Below are 21230 nucleotides of genomic sequence, written 5' to 3' on the forward strand. Positions count from 1 at the left end.
CGCCCAACGATGTATCGCGCCTGTTGATCTCCAACGGTCAACAGGCCTCAGAACCCGAGGTATTTGCAATGTTGGAAAACTACCGCTCTCCCTGGATGACCGAAGACCTGGAACCGTTCAACGACATGGTCATGCGCTTCGCCAAGGAATACATGGAACCCAACGAGTTGAAGTGGCGCGAACAGCACTACGCCGACCGTTCCGCCTGGCTCAAGGCGGGCGAACTGGGCCTGATCCTGCCGGACGTACCGGAAGAGTACGGCGGTGCCGGTGGCAGCATCGGTCACTACGTTTGTGTGATTCAGGCCATGAACGGCAATGGCAGTGGATTGGGCATTGGTCTGAGCCACATCGTCGCGCACTACATCCTTGAGTCGGGCACCGAAGCGCAGAAGAAACACTGGCTGCCGAAGATCGGCTCCGGCGAAACCATTTGCGCCATCGCCATGACCGAGCCGGGTGCCGGTTCCGACCTGCAATCGGTACGCACCCGTGCTGTGAAGCAGGGCGACAAGTACGTCATCAACGGTGCCAAGACCTTCATCAGCAACGGCCAGACCTGCGACATGGTGCTGGTGATCGCCAAGACCGATATCAGCCAGGGCGCCAAGGGCGTCTCGCTGTTCATGGTCGACACCAACACTCGGGGTTTCCGTCGCGGCAAGCTGCTGAGCAAGGTCGGCATGCACGCCCAGGATACTTCGGAGATGTTCTTCGATGACGTTGAAGTGCCAGCCGACTGCCTGCTCGGCGAAGTCGAAGGTCGTGGCTTCTACACGCTGATGAGCCAGTTGCCGTACGAGCGGGCGCAGATTGGCGTCGGTGCCGTCGCGGTGATGGAGCGCGCCCTGCGCCTGACCGTGGAATACACCAAGGACCGCAAGGCCTTCGGCAAACCGGTCATTGATTTCCAGAACAGCCGCTTCGTGCTCGCCGATGTGAAAGCAACCGTGCTGGCGGCGAAAACCTTCATTGACCTGATCGTCCAGCGCTGGATCGACGGCACCCTCGACACCACCCTGGCGTCGATGGGCAAGTTCTGGTTGACCGAACGCCAGGGCGAAGTGCTCGACCGTTGCCTGCAACTGTTTGGCGGCTACGGCTACATGAACGAGTACCCGATCGGACGGATGTGGGCCGACGCCCGCGTTGCACGCATCTACGGCGGCTCCAACGAAATTCAGCGCGAGGTCGTGGCGCGGTCGCTCTAACCGGCGAAGCGCTGTCCGAGGCGTCGATAGTTCCAAATCGATTGAATAATAAAAAAGCAATTTGGAGTTTTCATGTACATCACTCAAGGGCTGCACCGTCATCTGCAGCAACGTCCCAATGCCATCGCAGTCCGTTTCCAGGGCCGCGAGATCACCTATGCCGAGTTCGGCGACCGTGTTGCTCGCCTGGCCGGCGCACTCAAGGGCCTGGATGTCGCCAGCGGTGATCGCGTGGCGATGCTGGCGTTCAATTGCGCGCGCTTTCTCGAGTATTACCAGGCAGTACCGTGGGCCGATGCCGTGGTCAATCCGGTGAATTTCCGCTGGAGTGCGGCGGAGATTATCTATTCGCTGGACGACTCGGAAACCACCATTCTGATCGTCGACGATCACCATAAGGAACTCGGCGCCCGGGTGCTTGAAGAAGCCAAAACCGTACGTCTGGTGATTTATGCCGGCGACGGCGAAACCCCACGCGGCATGCTCAATTACGAGTCGCTGATCGCGATCAGCGAACCGGTGGAAGACGCGCGTCGCGGTGGTGATTCGCTGCTCGGGATTTTCTACACCGGCGGCACCACCGGCCACCCCAAAGGCGTGATGCTCAGCCACAACAACGTGGCTTTTTCGGCACTCAATTCCTTGTCCCAAGGTCGCCTCGGCTTAGGCACGGTGTTCCTGCATGCGATGCCGATGTTCCACCTGGCCGACTTCGCCGCGATCACCGGGCTGTTCATCACCGGTGGCACCCACGCGATCTTGCAGACCTTCACACCGCAGGGTGTGCTGGAGGCCATCGACCAGGAAAAAGTCAACGAGATCCTGCTGGCCCCGACCATGATCCAAATGCTGCTGGACTGGCGCGAAGCCCACGGGCAGGCGCTCGACGTCAGTTCGTTGCGCATGATTGGTTATGGCGCCTCGACCATCACCCCGGCACTGCTCGATCGTGCCCGCGCCGTGTTCACCAACGCCAGTTTCTCCCAGGGTTACGGCATGACCGAACTGGCCCCGGTGGCCGCGACGCTTCCTGCCGAATATCACACCGCCGAGTACCAGGCCAACGGCAAGATGTATTCCGCCGGGATGCCAGCCATCTGCGTGGAAATTCGCATCGTAGACGCCAATGACAATGAAGTACCGCGTGGCACCGTGGGCGAAATCATCGTGCGCGGCCCCAACGTGATGCTCGGTTACTGGAAGAAGCCGGAAGCTACCGCCGAGGCTCTACGCGGTGGCTGGATGCACACCGGTGATGGCGGCTACATGGACGATGACGGCTTCATCTACATCTGTGATCGCCTCAAGGACATGGTGGTCAGCGGTGGCGAAAACGTTTACTGCGGTGAAGTCGAGGCAGCCATCGGCAGCCATCCGGCCGTGGCGCAAAGCGCAGTGATCGGCATTCCCTGCCAGAAATGGGGCGAGACCGTTCACGCAGTGATCATCCTCAAGCCCGGTGCCAGCGCTACTCACGAGCAGATCATTGCCCACTGCCGTGAACTGATCGCCGGCTACAAGGTGCCGCGCAGCGTCGAATTCCGCGAAACACTGCCGCTGACCAGCGTCGGCAAAGTGCTGAAGACCGAACTGCGCAAACCCTTCTGGGAAAACCAGCAACGCACGATCGCCTGAACCCAACTGCCGCGCGGTCGGTTCGGCCGCGCCATTTTTTAACAACGGAATCCGTGCCGCATCGTTGAGATCGGTCGGGTTTCCTTGCGCCAAAACCATCGGAGGACGCATGAGCATTACGAGATTGCGTGGAGCTTGCTACCCACATCTGCTGGCAGTCGCCGTCGCAGCCGCAGTAACCCCACAGGCTTTTGCCAAGGATTTCAGCATCGGCGAAATCGAAGGCAGTTTCGATTCCGCATTGTCGGTCGGCGCCGGCTGGGCCGTTCGCGGCCCCGACCCGGACTTCATTTCCAACTTCAACTCGCAGGGCACCCGAGGCAATGCGTCGTCGCGAACCAATGACGACAACCGCCTGAATTTCAAGAAGGGCGAAACCTTCTCGAAGATCTTCAAGGGCGTGCACGACCTGGAGTTGAAGTACGGCGATAGCGGCGCTTTCGTGCGCGGCAAATACTGGTACGACTTCGAGTTGATGGACGAGAGCCGTCCGTTCTACGACGTCGATGACCATGGCCGCCAGCGTGCGGCGAAATCATCCGGGGCGATGTTCCTCGACAGCTTCGTCTATCACAACTACACCCTCGACGAGTTGCAGGGCAACGTACGCCTGGGCAAGCAGGTGGTGAGCTGGGGCGAAAGCACCTTCATCGGCAACTCGATCAACAGCATCAACCCGATCGACGTAGCGGCGCTGCGCCGGCCAGGTGCCGAGGTCAAGGAAGGCTTGATTCCGGTGAACATGCTGTATGTCTCGCAGGGCCTGTCCGAGAACATCACCGCCGAAGCCTTCTATCAGATCGAATGGGCGCCGTCGGTGATCGACAACTGCGGCACTTTCTTCGGCAACGACGTGACGCCCGAAGGCTGTAATGACCGCGCCGTACTGGCGGGCCTTGACCTGCCGCCCGGTGTGGCCAACAACACTGGCACACCCGGACTGCTCGACGATGCCTACATTCCGCGCACCAAGACCAAGGATGCCCGTGACAGCGGCCAGTTTGGCCTGGCGTTGCGTTGGTTCGCGGCAGAGCTGAACGATACCGAGTTCGGTGTTTATGCAATGAACTATCACAGCCGCAACCCGAGCCTGAACTTTACCCGTGCGACCAGTACGGCGAATGCCGTGGCCGCGATTCGCAGCGCCAGCTACAACGTCGTCTATCCCGAAGATGTGCGCCTGTATGGCTTGAGTTTCGCCACCAACGTGCTCGGTACTTCGCTGGGCGGCGAGCTGAGTTTTCGGCCGAACATGCCGTTGAACCTCAACGGCGCCGACATCAACCTGGCCGCCGTGGGCAACGCCGCGTCACCGTTGTTCGTCAGCGGCCAGTCCGCCAATGTCGCCGGGGCAGCCGTCGACGGCTACAAGCGCATGCCGGTGTTGCAGGCGCAGATGACGGCCACGCAATTCTTCGATCAGGTCCTCGGCGCCGAGCGTCTGACGCTGGTGGGCGAGGTCGGTTACAACCGCATCAACGGCCTGGGCTCCAGTGACGGCACTGAAGAACGTTTTGGCCGCAACTCCGTGTTCGGCGCCGGGCAACTGGTCAATCAGGCAGTCTGCGTCGGGCAGAACACGCCGGTTCCCGGTCAGCCCGGCGCCACCCGTCCGAGCAACCCGCAGCAAGAATGCAACAGCCACGGCTTCTATACCACCGACTCGTGGGGCTACCGCCTGCGCGGCAAGCTCGAATACCCCAACGTGTTCGCCGGCATCAACCTGTCGCCCAACGTGGCCTGGTCCCATGACGTCGATGGCGTCGGCCCGAACTTCGAGGAAGGCAACAAGGCAATCAGCCTCGGCGTGGATGCCGACTACATGAACACCTACACCGCGAGCCTCAGTTACACCGATTACTTCGGCGGAAAGTGGAATACCAACACTGATCGCGACTATGTCGCCCTCAGCTTCGGCGTGAACTTCTGACATCCATCAGACGGAGAAAATAAAAATGAAATCCAGCACTCTGATCAAAGCCTGCACATTGACCCTGACCCTGATTGCCTCCAGCGTGATGGCCGCCGTTTCCCCGCAAGAAGCGGCGCAATTGGGCACCACGCTGACGCCCCTTGGTGGTGAAAAGGCCGGCAATGCCAGCGGCACCATTCCCGCCTGGACCGGTGGCCTTAAACCCGGTGCCGCGCCGATGCAGAATGACTTTCTCGGCAACCCGTTCGAAGGCGAAAAACCACAGTTCGTGATCACGGCCGCCAACGTCGCGCAGTACAAGGACAAGCTCACCGCCGGGCAACTGGCGATGTTCCAGCGCTACCCGGACAGCTACAAGATTCCGGTGTACAAGACCCAGCGCACCGCCTCGGCACCGCAAGCGGTGTACGACGCGGTGAAAAAAAGCGCGGTGACCACCGAAGCGGCCAATGACGGCTATTCGTTGAAGAACTTCGAGCAGTCGCGCTACTACGCGTTCCCGATTCCCAAGAACGGCCTGGAAGTGGTGTGGAATCACCTGACTCGCTCCCACGGCAACAGCTATATCAATCGCCAGGTCCAGGCCACGCCGCAAGTCAACGGCGATTACACCTTGGTGCAGATCGAAATCGAGACCGGGTTTCCGTGGAAAATGTCGGACGCCAAGCCAGATGAAAGCGCCAACATTCTGTTCTATGCGAAGCAGACTGTGACCGCGCCGGCACGCATGGCCGGCAGTGTGCTGTTGATTCACGAGACCCTTGATCAGGTCAAGGAACCGCGCATGGCCTGGGCCTACAATGCGGGCCAACGTCGTGTGCGTCGTGCCCCGCAAGTGGCCTATGACGGACCGGGCACCGCCGCCGACGGGATGCGCGTCGCCGATAACGCCGACATGTACAACGGCGCACCGGATCGCTATGACTGGAAGCTGATCGGCAAGAAGGAAGTCTACGTTCCCTACAACAACTACCTGCTGCAATCGCCGAAGCTGAAGTACGCCGACATCATCAAACCGGGCCATATCAACCAAGACCTGACCCGCTATGAACTGCATCGCGTGTGGGAAGTGGAGGGCACCCTCAAGCCTGGCCAACGCCACATTTACGCCAAGCGCCACATGTACATCGACGAAGACACCTGGGCTGCCGTGGAAATCGACCAGTACGACGGTCGCGGCCAGCTGTGGCGGGTCAGCGAAGGTTACCTGGTCAATGACTACCAGCAGGGCGTCGCCACCTACGCGGCCATGGGTATCTATGACCTGATCGCCGGGCGGTATCTGGTGTCGAACCTGGGCAATGAGAACAAGCGTGGCACCGACTACGCCTACCAGCCGACCATGAACGATTTCACTCCGGCCGCATTGCGCAACGCCGGTATTCGCTAAGCCATCCGAGTCACTGCCATTCGTCCTCGCTCGAGGGCGAACGGCCTCTGTAGTGTTTTTTAACTGAATCTGGAGAACAGCAATGTCGCAAAAACCTTACGTTGCCGGCGTCGGCATGATCCCGTTCGTCAAGCCTGGCACCAGTGGCACTTACATCGAAATGGGCTCCGAGGCGATTCGCCTGGCCCTGCAAGATGCGGGTCTGGATTACAAACTGGTTCAGCAAGCCTATGCCGGCTACGTTTACGGCGACTCCACCAGCGGTCAGGCGGCCCTTTATGAAGTGGGCATGAGCGGCATCCCGGTAATCAACGTCAACAACAACTGCGCCACTGGCTCGAGCGCACTGTTCCTCGCGCGCCAAGCTGTGGAAAGCGGTGCGGTCGACTGCGCGCTGGCGTTCGGTTTCGAGCAGATGCAACCCGGCGCCCTGAAAGGCAACTGGGACGACCGCCCGCGCGCCACCACACACATGACCCAGTCGGTGATCGACGAACTGACCGCCGACGTGGATATCCCGAGTGCCCTGCGGATGTTCGGCGGCGCCGGTCGCGAGCACATGCAGAAGTACGGTACCCAGATGAGCACCTTCGCCGCGATCCGCGCCAAGGCCAGCCGTCACGCGGCCAATAACCCACTGGCGCTGTTCCGCAAAGTGGTGACTACCGAAGACGTGATGAACGATCAACTGATCTGGCCCGGGGTGATGACTCGCTTGATGGCGTGCCCGCCGACCTGCGGCGCCGCGGCAGCGATTATCTGCTCCGAAGCTTTCGCCAAGAAGCACGGCTTGCGCACCGATGTAGTGGTCCTCGCCCAGTCGTTGACCACGGATAAACCGGTCTGCTTCGAGACCCGCTCGATGATCGAAATCGTCGGTTTCGACATGGCCCAACGGGCCGCCCGGGAAGTGTACGAGAAGGCCGGCGTCGACCCGCTGGACATCCGCGTCGCCGAAATGCACGACTGCTTTGCCCACAACGAATTGCTGACCTACGAATCCCTGGGCCTGTGCGATGTCGGCGGCGCCGAGCAGTTCATCCTCGACGGTAAAAACACCTACGGTGGCCAAGTGGTGACCAACCCGTCCGGTGGCCTGCTGTCAAAGGGGCATCCGTTGGGCGCGACCGGTTTGGCGCAATGCTACGAGCTGACCCATCAACTGCGTGGCAGCGCTGACAAGCGTCAGGTGGAAGGCGTCAATGTGGCGCTGGCACACAACCTGGGTCTGGGCGGTGCTTGCGTGGTGACGCTGTACGGCCGAGCCTGATTCATTCGGCGGGGCATGCCTGACAGGATGCACCGCCTAACCGAGCTCCTTATTTTGCCGGGCCTTGCGCCCGGTTTTTTATGGTTCACCACAAACCTGTAGGAGCCGAGCTTGCTCGCGATGGCGTCATGTCAATCAACATTAACGTCGCTGACACACCGCCATCGCGAGCAGGCTCCCAAGCCTCAGACAAGGCGTGCAGTGATTTCCGCCTTGTCTTCCTTTACTCGGGATGGTGGTTTTGGGCACGTCGAACGTAACCCGTCGATGTGTTCCATCAGGCTTTCAGGGATGCTTTGCCACATCGGGTCTAGCACAAAATCAATGCCTTCACGCCGGGCCAACTTTGCTGCCGGTACAAAGTCTGCGTCGCCAGCGATCAGCACGATCTGATCCACCTGTTTTTTGAATGACAGCGACGCTACGTCAACGCCAATTCTCATATCAACGCCTTTTTGTCGCGTGTCTATGCTGACGTCTTGCTCCGTCAGGTCTGCGAGCAGGATTTTGCCTTTAAGCAGGTCGGCTATTTTTGCCGCCTTGATGGTCCATTTCGTATCTTTCGACAGGTGTCCAAGCCGCAATGCCACTTTGCGCTTACTCCGCAGCCGCGCGTGGAGGTCCTTGCGAAACATCGCCTCCCTGGACTTAGAGAAGTCCACGGCTTTCTTGCTGATCGGATTGTGCTGCCTGGTTTCCAGCGGTGGGCAGTCGTAGAAGAAAATTCGATAAAGCTCTTTGCGATGCCGTTGTTGTAGCGACTGATTTTGCCCATTGGGGCGAGCGACAATTTTGCTTGATAAGTGGGCCATCGCCCATCGGTGAACAAGGTCTGCGGCACGCTCGGCATTGAATGCGTTTTGGGGTTCGATCCTTCGAAAGCGCTTGATGAAGTAGGCGCCGTCAACCAGTACTGCTGTGGACATGCTTTCTTCCTGATAGCAAAACGCCCAAGGTGTCGGCACGTCCTGGATGATTAGGACGGCGTACTGCCTTGGGCGGGAAGGGGGCAGACTAGATGAGGTTGCCGATAGCGTCAACCGCTCCTTTTTTGTGCTTCCGTTTCAGGAACAGGGATGTTTGCTCTCTAACGGAAACCTCTTGCCGCTGATACTGGCGGTGGAAAGACAATAGATCCCAGGCGAGTTGCCTACAAGACGGCAGTTTCTGCAAAAGATGTAGGCAAAAGCCATAAAAAACGCCGGCCCTCGATGAGGGCCGGCGTACTCCGTAGGAGCGAGCAGGCTCGCTCCTACATGAAGGGACGTGATGAGCGTCAGGACCATCCCTCCATCGAGTTACTCGCTCTTGGCAACCTGATCAACCTTCTGCATGCGGTTGGTGTCCATCAACACCAAACCAAACGCCATGCCATACATCAGCCGACCCTGTTTATCGACCTTCATCGGCGCGTACATGCCGTTGAACACCGGGTCGCTGCCGGTCGCGATTTCGAGCACGGTCTTGCCGGTGTCGAGGTCCATGCCGATGTGGAAACCTTCACCCAATCGGTCGGAATAGAAGCCATTGATCAAGGCCATGTGGCTACCACCGCTGATCATTGGCACGATCGAGATCGAACCCACATCGGTACGGGTCCACAGCGGGTTCCACTGGTCCTTGGCGCTGTCCCACTTGAGCATCGCCACGCCGCTGGGGGCAGGGCGGGTCATGCCGTTGAGCATGGTCACGTAGTAGCCGGACCGGGACAGCACAGGTTTTTCCACGGCAGGGATGTTGTTGACCACGAACGCGTGACCGTCATAGACCGCCACCGATTGTTCCGACTGCACGGTCGGTATGCTCATACCCATGTCGACTTCACGCTGGTCGGCCACGCGCGGCGACAGGGTGCCGGGCTTTTGCTTCCAGCCCGCCGGAATCTTGTCGCGCCACATGGCGACCAGGTTCATCTTTTTCGCGCCGTCGGTGAACACCACCAGTTTGTCTTCATCGGGGCCGTAGCCCATCAAGGTTGGGGTGGAACCGGTGCCGTCGGCGATCTTGATCGAAGTGAAGCGCGGCCCGCGCTCGTAAGGGGCTTTCCAGGCACCGCTGGCGTCGTCGGCGTGGATCTTGCCCTGTTTGTCGACCACCAGTCGGTACATGTTCTGGTTGGAAGCGACGTACACCGCGCCGCCGTTGACTTCCGGTCCGGTGGCGAACGAGTTGAGGAACAGTTCGTCGCTGCCTTCCACGCGGTAGCTGTCGATCAACTTCAGGGTATCGCGATCGAGGGTAGCCACTGTGCCGCCCATGGTATTGATCACCAGGTAGCCGTTGAGCGTCATGCCCATGCCGAAGGTGGCATCCATCGGTACGCCGATACCGTTCTTGGTCTTTTCATTGTTGAACAGTTCTTCCGGCAGCTGCACCTCTTGGGTGAGTTTCATACCCGACTGCGGGTCTTTGTGGTCGTTCTGATCAATGCGGAACACCCGGCGCGCACTGGCGCCGATGAAGGCGTCATCGCGGGTCAACAGCGAATAGATGGCGCCGCCAACCAGCTGATCGGTGGTGCCGGTCAGCATGCGGTTGGGTTGCGCATTCATGTAGTCCAACAGGCCTTTCTCGTCCTTGGCTTCAAGGAACTTACGGGTCTCGGCAGCTTGCTGAAGACGTTGTTCAGGCGTGATCGGCTGGTAGTTGGGCAATTTCACCGGCAGGTCGACGCGGGCCACTTCAGTGAATTTGAAGTCGTCTTCGACCTTCACCTTGCGCAGCGAAAACCCGGCCCAGAACCAGTACATGTCGGTATCGCCGACCTTGTCGGTGTACTGCACCAGGCTGCCCGATTCGTTGGGCAATACACGGTAGGCGTCCGGCGTCATCTTGTAGGAACCGCGTGGCACGGCAATGCCGGTGCTGTCGGACGCGCCGTCGTTCCAGTGCGTCTGGTTGTTGTAGGACTGCGCCAGATAAGGGTTGACCGGCGCGCCCTGGCCGGCAGTGGCCAATACCGGGACAGTCAGGCAGGTGGCCAGAAGCGCCCAATGTGAACGTAGAGCAAACATATTGTCTTCCTTTGTTTTGTTGTTATTGCCTGCGGAGGAAGATCCAGAGTAGCGATCCTTTTTTCGACCTATAGCCCCCCATGCCGGGGGGCATGTTCGGGGTGGGTGCTCTGCTAGCGTACTGGCCATGCTTCGCGCATCGCGGGCGATCGCGGCCCCTTTGTCAGCTCACGACGAACAAGGAAAAAAACACATGCTGTCAGGTATCAAAATCGTGGAAATCTGTGGCATCGGCCCGGGGCCGTTCTGTGCCATGCACCTGGCCGATCTGGGCGCAGATGTCATCGCCGTGGAGCGCGCAGAATCCATCTCGATCACCGGCGAAGCCAACGCTCCGGCCAACCCGCTGAACCGGGGCAAACGCTCGGTGGTGGCCGACCTGAAAAGCCCTGAAGGGCGCGAAGCGGTCTTGAAACTCATCGAAAGCGCCGACGTCGTGATCGAGGGCATGCGCCCCGGTGTCATGGAGCGACTTGGCCTCGGTCCGCAGGAATGCCAGGCGCGCAATCCAAGACTGGTTTATGGACGCATGACCGGTTGGGGCCAGAACGGCCCGATGGCCAGCGCCGCCGGCCACGACAACAACTACATCGCACTCTCGGGTGCGCTGTACCACAGCGGCACGGCAGGGGAAGCGCCTTCGTCGCCGATCACCCTGATCGGCGATATCGGCGGCGGTGCTCTGTACCTGGCTGTCGGCATCCTCGCTGGCGTCCTCAGCGCACGGCAAACCGGCAAGGGCACCGTCGTCGATGCCGCCATCGTCGACGGCTCGGCGCACATGATGCAGTTGATGATGTCACTGACCCGCCGTGGTCTGCTCAATGAGCAGCGCGGCAAGAGCGTCCACGATGGTTCGCACTTCTACGCCACTTATCGCTGCGCCGATGACCAATACGTGGCACTGGGCTCGATGGAGCCGCAGTTCTACGCGCTGCTGCTGCAAAAACTGGGTTTGCAGGACGATCCGCGTTTCGCCAAGCAATGGGATGTGAAGCGTTGGGAAGAGCTGCGTGGGCTGCTGGCCGATACGTTTGCCAGCCAGCCGCGCGCGCATTGGTGCGATCTGCTCGAAGGCACCGATGTGTGCTTTGCTCCGGTGCTGAGCCCGCGTGAAGCCTCGCAACATCCGCATATGGTGGAACGAGGCGTGTACTTCGAACGCGACGGCATGCTGCAAGCCAGCCCGGCGCCGCGTTTCGATGGCCAGGTCGCGACGCCGGGGGCGATCCCGACACGCGGCGCGCACACCGCCCAAGTCTTGGCGGCTCTCGATAGCAACGACTTCGCCGCCGTCTGGCAGTCGTAGTTTCTGGAAATCGCCGAAGCCATTTTCCTGGCCGATAGCCTGTTTGCCCTCGGGCGTTTCAACGACGCAAGGCGTTGGTTATCGCAGGCCATTGAGCTTGCCGCGCAGCAGGGTGACGACTGCGTCAACCCTGCCTTGACGGCCATGGAAAGCCTCATCGACCTGACGCAGGGCTCACTGGCAACGGCGCGTATCCGCCTGGAGTGTTTCGCCACGGATGGCGCGCTGGTGGGCGTCGAGCAACAAGCGGTTCATGCCCTTGTGCTGTACGAGAGTGGTTCGCTGGATCAGGCACAGCGGTTGCTCAAGCAAAACCTGCGCGACATCACTGACGGCAGTTCAGCGGATACGCTGATCGTCAGCCGAATCCTTCTGGCCCGTATTGCTTGGTCGCAGGGTGAAGTTTCCCGCTGTCATGGTCACCTCGCAGCGCTGGAGCAAACCGGACGTGACAGGGCATGCCGACGCATCCAGTGCTCGGTCTGGATCGAGCGTGCGCGGATCGCGACGTTGCATGGTCGTATCGATGTCGCCGCCCAGGCGTTGGCTCAAGTGGACCGAAACGCTGATTGGGGCCAGGCGAATGCGCTCAACTTTGCCAACGATGTCGACACTCCGACCGTCGCACGCGTACGCCTGCACATCGCCCAAGGGCGTTTTGAAGAGGCGACTCGGGCGCTGCACCCGGCGATTGAGCAAGCACAACAGCGCGGTCGTTTGCGCCGCAAACTCAAACTGCGCTTGCTCCTGGCTTTAGCCCTAGATGGCATGGGGCAGCGCGCTGCGGCAATGGCGGAGTTGAGTGGGGTGTTGCCATTCGCCAGCGAGGAGGGGTGGCGCAGCACCTTTGTCGAAGAGGGCGCCGCCCTTGCCGCGCTGTTGCAACGCTGGACACTTCAGTTACGAGGCGGCGAGTCGACAATCGTGCCGGGATTTGTTGGCGATCTGCTCAAGCGTTTTCCGGTCACGGGCGGCGCAGCCCTTACCGAGCGCGAACATCAGGTTGTCAGGCTGGTCGCACTGGGCCTTCAGATAAGTGCCATCGCCGAAACCTTGCGGCTTTCCGGGCACACGGTCAAAGCGCACCTGCGCAATATCTATCGCAAGCTCGGTGCCCACAGCCAGGTCGAAGCCGCCGCCATTGCCAGGGCACGGGGGCTGCTGGATGAACCGCACGAACATTCACACCAATACTCCCGTCGCCCTGGCGCGCATCACGGCTTGGGCCCGTCGGGTCACCCCCAGTTTGCTGTTGATGTGCTTGATGTGCGCCTTGACCGTGTTGGTCGAGATGTACAGACGCTCGCTGATCTCCCGGTTTGAGAAGCCTTCGGCCAGAAGTTCCAGCACGGCAAACTCGCGCCCCGTGAGTTTTTCATGATTCGCGGGACTGACCAGCGGTTTGCCCGGCTGTGACGTCCGCGCTTCGCTGACCAGCAGATTGAACGAGCCGGCATTGGGCGACGGCTGACGGGCAGGTGGCGATTCTTGTGACGCTTGTGTGAGGCCGTCCAGCAGGCGTAGTGCCTTGGCCTGCAGTCCGTGAAAATTCAGACGCCGACATTCGCGCAGCGCTGTCTCCAGACGCCTGGAGGCATCCCGGGTTTGTCCGTTACCGTGTTCGGCAATGGCCAGCAGCATCTGACTGTGCACCGCCAGCGAAGGTTCATGAATGCTCGTCAGCCGTGCGGCGGTGCCTCGCAAATATTGCTCGATCATCTGCGCCATGAGCAGCGCCTGCTTCCAGTTTTTCTGATGGATCAGGACACTCAGGGTTTGCAGATTGAGTACCCCGCGATAGCTGCTTTCCTGGACATTGGCACACTGCATTCGACGCTCGGCGTCCTGCAGGAAATCGAAGGCCCGCTGGAAATCACCCCGGCAGGCACAGACTTCCGAGAGGCCCATCAGCGCTTGCAGCAGCGTCAGCCCATGATCGGGAATGACTTGCAGGGCCTGGCCCAGGACGCTCTCGCCACTGTCCACTTCACCTCGTTGCAGATGCAACTTGCCCTGCAGGACTAACAAGCGCCCGAGCAACATCACATGCCGATTGCCATCGGCCCGCAACAGCAAGAGGTTCTCTTGCAACAGGCGTTCGGCGAGGTCGCTTTCTCCACAGAGAATCATCAGGCAGATGCGCTGGATGTTGGTCTGCACTTCTCTGACCAGGCTGCCCTGGCGTCGGGCCTGTTCGATCGCGAGCATCAGGATTTGTTGAGTTTGAAGGGTTTCGCCCGTGCTCATGGCCAGCCGTGCAAGGATGACCGTGCACACGAACGAAACCGGCTGATCATCCTCGCCCAGCTGTTCCTGCGCCGCACGGCAATACTCCGTGGCCAGGGTGCAATTGCCCAAAAGGCCATGAATCGTGCCCCACAACGCTTGCCACACGGCCAGTAAACGGCGGTTCTGTTCTGCCGTGGGTTGTGGCAGGAAGCGACTTAATTGCTCCATGCAGGTCTGCGCCTCATCCAGCCGTGTGTTCATCATCAGCGCGCAGGCATTGAGCGCCACCAGTTGTGGCGTACTCAACGACAAGCTCGCGGGCAATTGATTGCGCCAGTCGAGCAGACGCGACAGATTGCGCTCGGCCAGGAGCCAGCTCGGGTTAAGGCGGGTCATGTAGTTGGCCGCCACGTCCGGGCGGTTGGCACTCAACGCGAGGTCGATGGCATCCTCGATGTACCCCGACGCACTCAATCCCCGACAGGCGCGCAGGCGTAATCGGTTCAGTTCGGTCAGGTCGTTCGTTCCCCGTAATGCCTGCGCCACGGCCGGCAACATGCAATACCATTGGCCGTTGCTGTCCAGTGGCTGGAAGAACGCCTGCGAAAGCAGCAATCGACGCACGCACGTCTTGTCGTCAAGTTCCTCCCACAGGTCCGCGCACAGGCTTTCGCTGAACCGTGGCAGATGCGCCAGCCCCCGCAGCAGGCGGCATTCCTCTGCACTCAGGTGTGACAGCAATTCTCGCTCCAGGTAGTCGCCTAACATCCGCGTATCGGTGAGCAATAAACGTATGCCGGCGCACCAGCCCAGAGTCTGCCGCCAGATCGCCTCAAGACCCGCGTCCTCCGTCGCCGGTGCAATCAATCGAACGAGATCGTCGGACTCCTCACGGGAAAGGGCCAGGGCCTGGGTATCGCGCTCCAGCAGTTCGCCTTCAAGCAACAGGCGCGGCAGGTTCCATGCCGGACGTTGGCGGCAACTGACCCACAGTTGAATGGGCGCAGGTGAGTGCAAGAGCAGATGGTCAATCCACGCGTCGAGCTCGGTATCGGTCCCGGTGGGATAATCGTCGAGGATCAGCGCGCAGGGCGCTTTCAGTCCCTCCAGCAAACTCAGCAGCGCGGGACCTGTGTCGACCGGATGCGGGTGATCGCCAAGCTGCTCGGCGATGCGTGTGCAAAACCGCCCCAGTGAAAGGGCTTGCCCGGCCAGATTGAGTTGCAGAACAAGCGGCGCAGGTACGGATCGAGCCATGCATTGGCGGATCAGCGTGGTCTTGCCATAACCCACGGGCGCACAGAGCAAGCGCAGGCGTTGCGGTTTTTCCAGCATCAGCGCCACGAGATGACTACGCGCCAAGAGCCGGGTTGAGGGGGAGGGCGTGAGGCTGACCGGAATGCAGGCCTGCTGGGCAACCGTTGTAAGGGACTGCGACATTTCACTCTCCCGGACCGCAGGGCAACGAACCCGCGCCGACTGCACAGCATGCTGATTAATGATTGGTTACTGCGCGCAAGAATCCGCAGCGCTGCCATTACCGGCAATACCCCTTTCGATTGAAACGTCGATGCTTTCGTCAAAAGCGCAGGCAGCGTTACTTCTTGTATCGATGGCAAACCGGTAATTACCCACACGGGTAATCCGAAATCACCCCATCAGGGAATGTCCCGAGCACGCGTCCGGTCCCTATCGTGGCGGCTCCAACACACCCGTAGTATTTAGGAGAGCCGCATGACAAAAACAACAAAGCGCGCAATCTTTCAGCCGCAGTTGCTGGCAGCAGCAGTCGCCCTGGGGATTAGCACGCAGGCTTGCGCAGTCAATTTCAGCGTAGGGGAGATCGAGGGCAGTTTCGATTCATCGCTCTCGGTAGGTGCCAGTTGGGCCGTGCGCGGACCCGACCCGGACTTCATTTCCAACTTCAACTCACAAGGCGTTCGGGGGGGCGCCTCGTCCCGAACCAACGACGATAATCGGCTGAATTTCAAGAAGGGCGAAACCTTCTCGAAGATCTTCAAGGGCGTGCACGACCTGGAGTTGAAGTACGGCGACAGCGGCGCTTTCGTGCGCGGCAAATACTGGTACGACTTCGAGTTGATGGACGAAAGCCGTCCGTTCTACGACATCGACGACCACGGTCGCCAGCGTGCGGCGAAGTCGTCGGGCGCGATGTTCCTCGACAGCTTCGTCTACCACAACTACACACTCGACGAGTTGCAGGGCAACGTGCGTCTGGGTAAGCAGGTGGTGAGCTGGGGTGAGAGTACGTTCATCGGCAACTCGATCAACAGCATCAACCCGATCGACGTGGCAGCGCTGCGGCGTCCCGGTGCCGAGGTCAAGGAAGGCCTGATTCCGGTGAACATGCTGTACGTCTCGCAGGGCCTGTCGGAAAACGTCACCGCCGAAGCGTTCTACCAGATCGAATGGGCGCCGTCGGTGATCGACAACTGCGGCACCTTCTTCGGCAACGACGTGACGCCTGAAGGCTGTAACGACCGCGCGGTGATCGCCGGCCTCGACCTGCCGCCAGGGGTGGCGAGCAACAGCCGCTCGGGTCTGGCGGTAGCGGGAACGCGGGCGCAGGGTGGTGGCGTGGATGACGCCTACGTACCACGCACCAAAACCAAGGATGCCCGTGACAGCGGCCAGTTCGGCGTGGCATTGCGCTGGTTCGCCGCAGAGCTGAACGACACCGAGTTCGGCGCTTATTTTCTCAACTACCACAGCCGCAACCCCAACCTTGATTTCACTCGGGCCACATTGACCGCCAACACCGGCGCGGGCGCTGCAACCGTTCCGGGCGCGATCAACTCGATCCGCACCGCGAGCTACCACGTGGTCTATCCCGAAGACATCCGACTCTATGGGCTGAGCTTCGCGACCAACCTGGCCGGCACTTCGCTGGGTGGTGAAATCAGCTACCGGCCGAACATGCCTCTGCAACTCAACGGCGCTGACCTGAACCTGGCGGCAACGGGCAACAAGAACGCGCCGCTGTTCATTGCCGGCCAATCGCAAAACGTCGCCGGTGCACCGCTTCATGGCTATGAGCGGATGCCGGTGCTGCAAACCCAACTCAGTGCCACGCGGTTCTTTGACCAGATCATGGGCGCCAGTCGCCTGACGCTGGTGGGAGAGGTCGGTTACAACCGCATCAACGGCCTGGGCGACGCCGACGGCAGCGACCTGCGTTTTGGTCGCAGCACGATATTTGGTGCCGGCGCACTCGCGACAGGAGCGGGGCCGGGCGCGACCGGTCCACAGACCTGTGCCGGGGCTCCGGGCCAGGTTCCGGGCGCTGCTGCGGGCGTCACCCGTCCAAGCAATCCGCAGCAGGAATGCAACAGCCACGGTTTCTACACCACCGATTCCTGGGGCTATCGCCTGCGTGGCCGACTGGATTACCCGAACGTGTTCGCCGGGGTCAACCTGGCGCCGAACATCGCCTGGTCCCATGACGTCGATGGCAACGGCCCGAACTTCGAAGAAGGCCTGAAGGCCGTCAGCCTGGGGCTGGATGCCGACTACGCCAACCTCTACACCGCCAGTCTCAGCTACACGGATTTCTTCGGCGGCCATTTCAATACCAACGGCGACCGCGACTACGTTGCGCTCAGCGTCGGCGTGAACTTCTGATAGCCCAACAGCAAAGGATCGAGACCATGAAAAAAATCATTCTTGTTGCCTGCGGCACCCTGGCGCTGAGTCTGCTGTCCACCAGCATCATGGCCGCCGTGTCAGCGGAAGAAGCGGCAAAACTGGGCACCACCCTGACACCGCTGGGCGGTGAAAAGGCCGGTAATGCCAGCGGTACCATTCCCGCCTGGACCGGTGGTTTGAAACCCGGTGCAGCACCGATGACCAACGATTTTCTCGGCAACCCGTTCGAGGGCGAAAAGCCGCAGTTCGTGATCACTGCCGCCACCGCTTCGCAATACAAGGACAAGCTGACGGCCGGGCAACTGGCGATGTTCCAGCGTTACCCCGCGACCTACAGGATTCCGGTGTACAAGACCCAGCGCACGGCATCGGCGCCGCAAGCGGTCTACGACGCGGCGAAAAAAAGTGCGATGACCACCGAGGCGATCAATGACGGCTACGCGCTGAAAAACTTCGAGCAGTCGCACTACTACGCCTTTCCGATTCCGAAGAACGGCCTGGAGGTGGTGTGGAATCACCTGACCCGCTCACGCGGCACCAACTTCATCAACCGACAGGCCCAGGCCACGCCGCAAGTCAACGGTGACTACACCATTGTCGACATCGAAATTGCTGCTGGTTTGCCGTGGAAGATGGCGGACGCCAAGCCTGAGGACAATGCCAATATCCTGTTTTTCGCCAAGCAGACAGTGACCGCACCCGCGCGCATGGCCGGTAGCGTTTTGCTCATCCACGAGACGCTGGATCAGGTCAAGCAGCCTCGCATGGCCTGGGCTTACAACGCTGGCCAACGACGCGTACGGCGCGCTCCGCAAGTGGCCTACGATGGACCGGGCACCGCCGCCGACGGCCTGCGCGTCGCCGACAACGCCGACATGTACAACGGGGCGCCCGATCGCTACGACTGGAAATTGATCGGCAAAAAAGAAATCTACGTTCCCTACAACAGCTACGCACTGCAATCGCCGAAGCTCAAGTACGCCGACATCATCAAGCCCGGGCATATCAATCAGGACCTGACCCGCTACGAACTGCACCGGGTGTGGGAAGTGGAGGGCACGCTCAAGCCGGGTGAGCGTCACATCTACGCCAAACGCCACATGTACTTCGACGAAGACACCTGGGCGGCGGTGGAAATCGACCAATACGATGGTCGCGGCCAGTTGTGGCGGGTCAGTGAAGGTCATGTGGTCAATGACTATCAGCAAGGTGTGGCCGTGTATGCGGGGATTGGCATCTACGATTTGCTGGCGGGGCGCTACGTGGTCTCCAACCTGGGTAACGAAAACAAACGCGGCACCGACTACAGCTACCAGCCGACCGTGACTGACTTCACCCCGGCGGCACTGCGTAACGCCGGTATCCGCTAAGCGACTGCCCGAAATTCTCCAGGCCACGCGGGTGGTCTGGAGAACCGGTCACTCCAGCCATCCGTTAAAACGGGCAATGGCCAGTGCCTGGGAACGACTGCGGGCACCCAGCTTGACGTTGATTCTGTGCAGATGGGTTTTCACCGTGCATTCGCTGAGGAACATTCTTTGCGCAATCACCCGGTTGCGATGACCGAACGCCAACAGTTGCAGCACCTGTGTTTCCCTCTCGGTCAACGCTGTGGAACGGTTGCCAATACCCAGCCGCTGAAGCAATTGAGCTACGAACTGCGGATTGATGGCCTGATCACCTTGGCCACATCGACGGCTGACCCAGCGTCGCAACAGCGCAGCCACAGGCTCACCCTCATCGATAAAACTGCGCAAACCCTCATCGCCAGCCAGACGCAACGCCTGACCAAACGCCTGCATCGCCAGCCGCGTGCATTTACGACCGTCCTGAGCCATGGCCAACAACAGATGCAGTTTGATTTGCAGGCGCAGAGGCTGATCAGCCTGAGCATTGCCGATTGCCACGAGCAAGTCTTCGACGGCAGCGTTGTAATTGCCCTGGGCAATACGCAAGCGTTGGTAGGCGATCAATAGATTGTCGACTTCGCCTGCGGGCCACCGTCCTTCAAAGGGTTCCCAGGCGCTGACACTTTGCGCCGACCGCAAGGCCAGTTGCGCCACATCCAAATGCTTCCTCAAGGTTGCCACGCGGGCTCGTTCCAACCAGGCCGAACACTGGATGCGCAGAGAGCCGGACTGTTGCCCGAACCGCTCAAGTTCCACCAGAAAACGCTGCCAGGTTTCGCAGTCGCCGTGTGCCAGGGCAACGCGCGCCATCAGAATATGGCTGATGATCAGGGTGGCTGGTGTGCAGGCCTGCCTGCCTTCGGGCAAGACATTAACCAGCAGTTGCTCGACCTGATTCAGTTCATCACGATCATAGAGTTCGAGGGCGGCGAGGATGCCAGGCATGTCGATGATCCCGCTAAATTGGTCCACGATCTCCTGTTTCTTACCGATCGGCGAGGAGCAAAATCGCGAGATTGCAGCTCCCTCCCCCGGACGTTCTTTTGGACGTCGTACGCATGCTCCGTGGGTTCATTCCTTTGACCGTCGATGCAAACGCGGACACTCCATAGCATTGGAGAGAAGTCTCGAACGTCATCTTCATTCAAGGTAAATCGCGCAATGAACCGTCGTATTTCCGCATTGGTCGGCACCGGTCGCAGGCTTGATGGTGGAGTCATGTTCGGCAACACACCGCGCTCGCAATGGTCCGACTGGGTCAGCCCCGACCACGAAAACCAGATCAGGCTCGCTTCACGTGCCTTGCTGGTGCAGGAGGGCGACAAAAACGTTCTGGTTCTGGCGGGCAGTGAAGCGCTCCTGGCGCCTTTACCCAGGACCTGTCGCTGCCAACAACACACCAAGGGCTTGCTTGATTCTCTGGCCCAGCATGGCCTGGGTGAGGGCGATATTCACGTCGTGGTGCTTGTTCACCTGCACGCTCGACTATCGTCGCAACTGCGCAACGCCATCGAGGACGGTGAAACACCTCGCCTGCTATTTCCCAATGCCCGTTACCTGGTGGGTGAACGTCATTGGGAGCGCGCCCGGCGCCCGCATCCGCGTGACCGGGCACTGTTCATCTCGCCGATCCTCAATCGACTGGAAAACAGCGATCGCCTGACGTTGATCAAGGGCACCGACAACGATCTGCTCGGCAGTGGTTGGCAATTTCATCTCAGTGATGGCTACACCCCCGGGCAACTGCTGCCGGAAATCGCCATGCCGGGCGGGCCGGTGCTGTTCGCCGGCGACCTGATCCCGGGAAGCCATTGGCTGGAGCTGGCGCTCACCAGCGGTTACGACCGCAACCCTGAATGCCTGATTGGCGAGAAAGAACGTTTGCTCGACCACATCGTCAGCGAGCGCGGCCGAATCTTTTTCAGTCGCGATCCGGACGTGGCGATGGTCAAGGTGATACGTGACAGGCAGTCGCGATACCTGGCGTTTGACCTGTATCGCGCGCTCAGCCAATTCGACAACTGAGTCTCCGTTTATCCGGTATCTGGCGTGGTGCAGGTTTCTTTAACTACGCTGCCTAGACGCCACATTGGGGTAGTTCCCGGCGGTTGGACTGGATTCTTCCGCGAGCGGCGAATGGAACGTGCCGTAGGGCACGCGTGGA

Annotated in this window: 13 protein-coding genes and 1 pseudogene; 10 read left to right on the forward strand and 4 right to left on the reverse strand. The window is 60.2% G+C overall.

What is annotated here, in order from left to right:
• The first annotated feature begins 68 nt into the window (after positions 1–68).
• The 5 genes from ACW9JC_RS00180 (at position 69) to ACW9JC_RS00200 (ending at position 7439) form a co-directional block, all read left to right on the forward strand.
• On the forward strand, positions 69–1211 hold the full coding sequence (locus ACW9JC_RS00180) for an acyl-CoA dehydrogenase family protein (protein ID WP_457452799.1): 1143 nt from the start codon (positions 69–71) through the stop codon (positions 1209–1211).
• 72 nt (positions 1212–1283) lie between these two features.
• The gene (locus tag ACW9JC_RS00185) at positions 1284–2846 is read left to right on the forward strand and encodes a long-chain-fatty-acid--CoA ligase (protein WP_457452801.1); all 1563 of its coding nucleotides are present in this window, start codon (positions 1284–1286) and stop codon (positions 2844–2846) included.
• A gap of 109 nt (positions 2847–2955) precedes the next feature.
• Positions 2956–4776: a DUF1302 domain-containing protein gene (locus ACW9JC_RS00190; protein WP_457452803.1), complete on the forward strand. Its 1821-nt coding sequence runs from the start codon at positions 2956–2958 to the stop codon at positions 4774–4776.
• A 25-nt stretch (positions 4777–4801) separates the two neighbouring features.
• Positions 4802–6169, forward strand: coding sequence for a DUF1329 domain-containing protein (locus ACW9JC_RS00195; RefSeq protein WP_457452804.1), 1368 nt, complete (start codon positions 4802–4804; stop codon positions 6167–6169).
• An 82-nt stretch (positions 6170–6251) separates the two neighbouring features.
• Complete coding sequence (locus ACW9JC_RS00200) at positions 6252–7439, forward strand: lipid-transfer protein (protein ID WP_457452805.1); 1188 nt, start codon at positions 6252–6254, stop codon at positions 7437–7439.
• A gap of 185 nt (positions 7440–7624) precedes the next feature.
• Here ACW9JC_RS00200 and ACW9JC_RS00205 read toward each other — a convergent pair whose 3' ends face one another.
• Both ACW9JC_RS00205 and ACW9JC_RS00210 read right to left on the reverse strand, forming a co-directional pair.
• Positions 7625–8365, reverse strand: a complete 741-nt coding sequence (locus ACW9JC_RS00205; protein WP_338580882.1) for an NYN domain-containing protein — start codon at positions 8363–8365, stop codon at positions 7625–7627.
• 372 nt (positions 8366–8737) lie between these two features.
• Positions 8738–10453, reverse strand: a complete 1716-nt coding sequence (locus ACW9JC_RS00210) for a hypothetical protein (protein ID WP_457452807.1) — start codon at positions 10451–10453, stop codon at positions 8738–8740.
• Between the two features lie 193 nt (positions 10454–10646).
• Between ACW9JC_RS00210 and ACW9JC_RS00215 the strand changes: the two genes are divergently transcribed.
• Together ACW9JC_RS00215 and ACW9JC_RS00220 are read left to right on the forward strand one after the other, a co-directional pair.
• Positions 10647–11762, forward strand: a complete 1116-nt coding sequence (locus ACW9JC_RS00215; protein ID WP_457452809.1) for a CaiB/BaiF CoA transferase family protein — start codon at positions 10647–10649, stop codon at positions 11760–11762.
• 27 nt (positions 11763–11789) lie between these two features.
• Positions 11790–12896 (forward strand): annotated as a pseudogene (locus ACW9JC_RS00220) (LuxR C-terminal-related transcriptional regulator); the annotation flags it as partial.
• Between the two features lie 48 nt (positions 12897–12944).
• Here the strand turns inward: ACW9JC_RS00220 and ACW9JC_RS00225 are convergent.
• A complete protein-coding gene (locus ACW9JC_RS00225; RefSeq protein WP_457452810.1) occupies positions 12945–15431 on the reverse strand; it encodes a LuxR C-terminal-related transcriptional regulator in 2487 nt (828 codons plus the stop codon).
• A 294-nt stretch (positions 15432–15725) separates the two neighbouring features.
• On the opposite strand from ACW9JC_RS00225, the gene ACW9JC_RS00230 reads away from it, so the two are divergent.
• Complete coding sequence (locus ACW9JC_RS00230; protein WP_457452812.1) at positions 15726–17633, forward strand: DUF1302 domain-containing protein; 1908 nt, start codon at positions 15726–15728, stop codon at positions 17631–17633.
• 26 nt (positions 17634–17659) lie between these two features.
• Positions 17660–19027: a DUF1329 domain-containing protein gene (locus ACW9JC_RS00235; protein WP_457452813.1), complete on the forward strand. Its 1368-nt coding sequence runs from the start codon at positions 17660–17662 to the stop codon at positions 19025–19027.
• A 48-nt stretch (positions 19028–19075) separates the two neighbouring features.
• Here ACW9JC_RS00235 and ACW9JC_RS00240 read toward each other — a convergent pair whose 3' ends face one another.
• Positions 19076–20038, reverse strand: a complete 963-nt coding sequence (locus ACW9JC_RS00240; RefSeq protein ID WP_457452814.1) for a LuxR C-terminal-related transcriptional regulator — start codon at positions 20036–20038, stop codon at positions 19076–19078.
• 189 nt (positions 20039–20227) lie between these two features.
• Between ACW9JC_RS00240 and ACW9JC_RS00245 the strand changes: the two genes are divergently transcribed.
• Positions 20228–21091: an MBL fold metallo-hydrolase gene (locus tag ACW9JC_RS00245; RefSeq protein WP_457452816.1), complete on the forward strand. Its 864-nt coding sequence runs from the start codon at positions 20228–20230 to the stop codon at positions 21089–21091.
• The last annotated feature ends 139 nt before the right edge of the window (positions 21092–21230 follow it).

The sequence above is a fragment of the Pseudomonas sp. SDO5591_S426 genome (assembly GCF_054070755.1).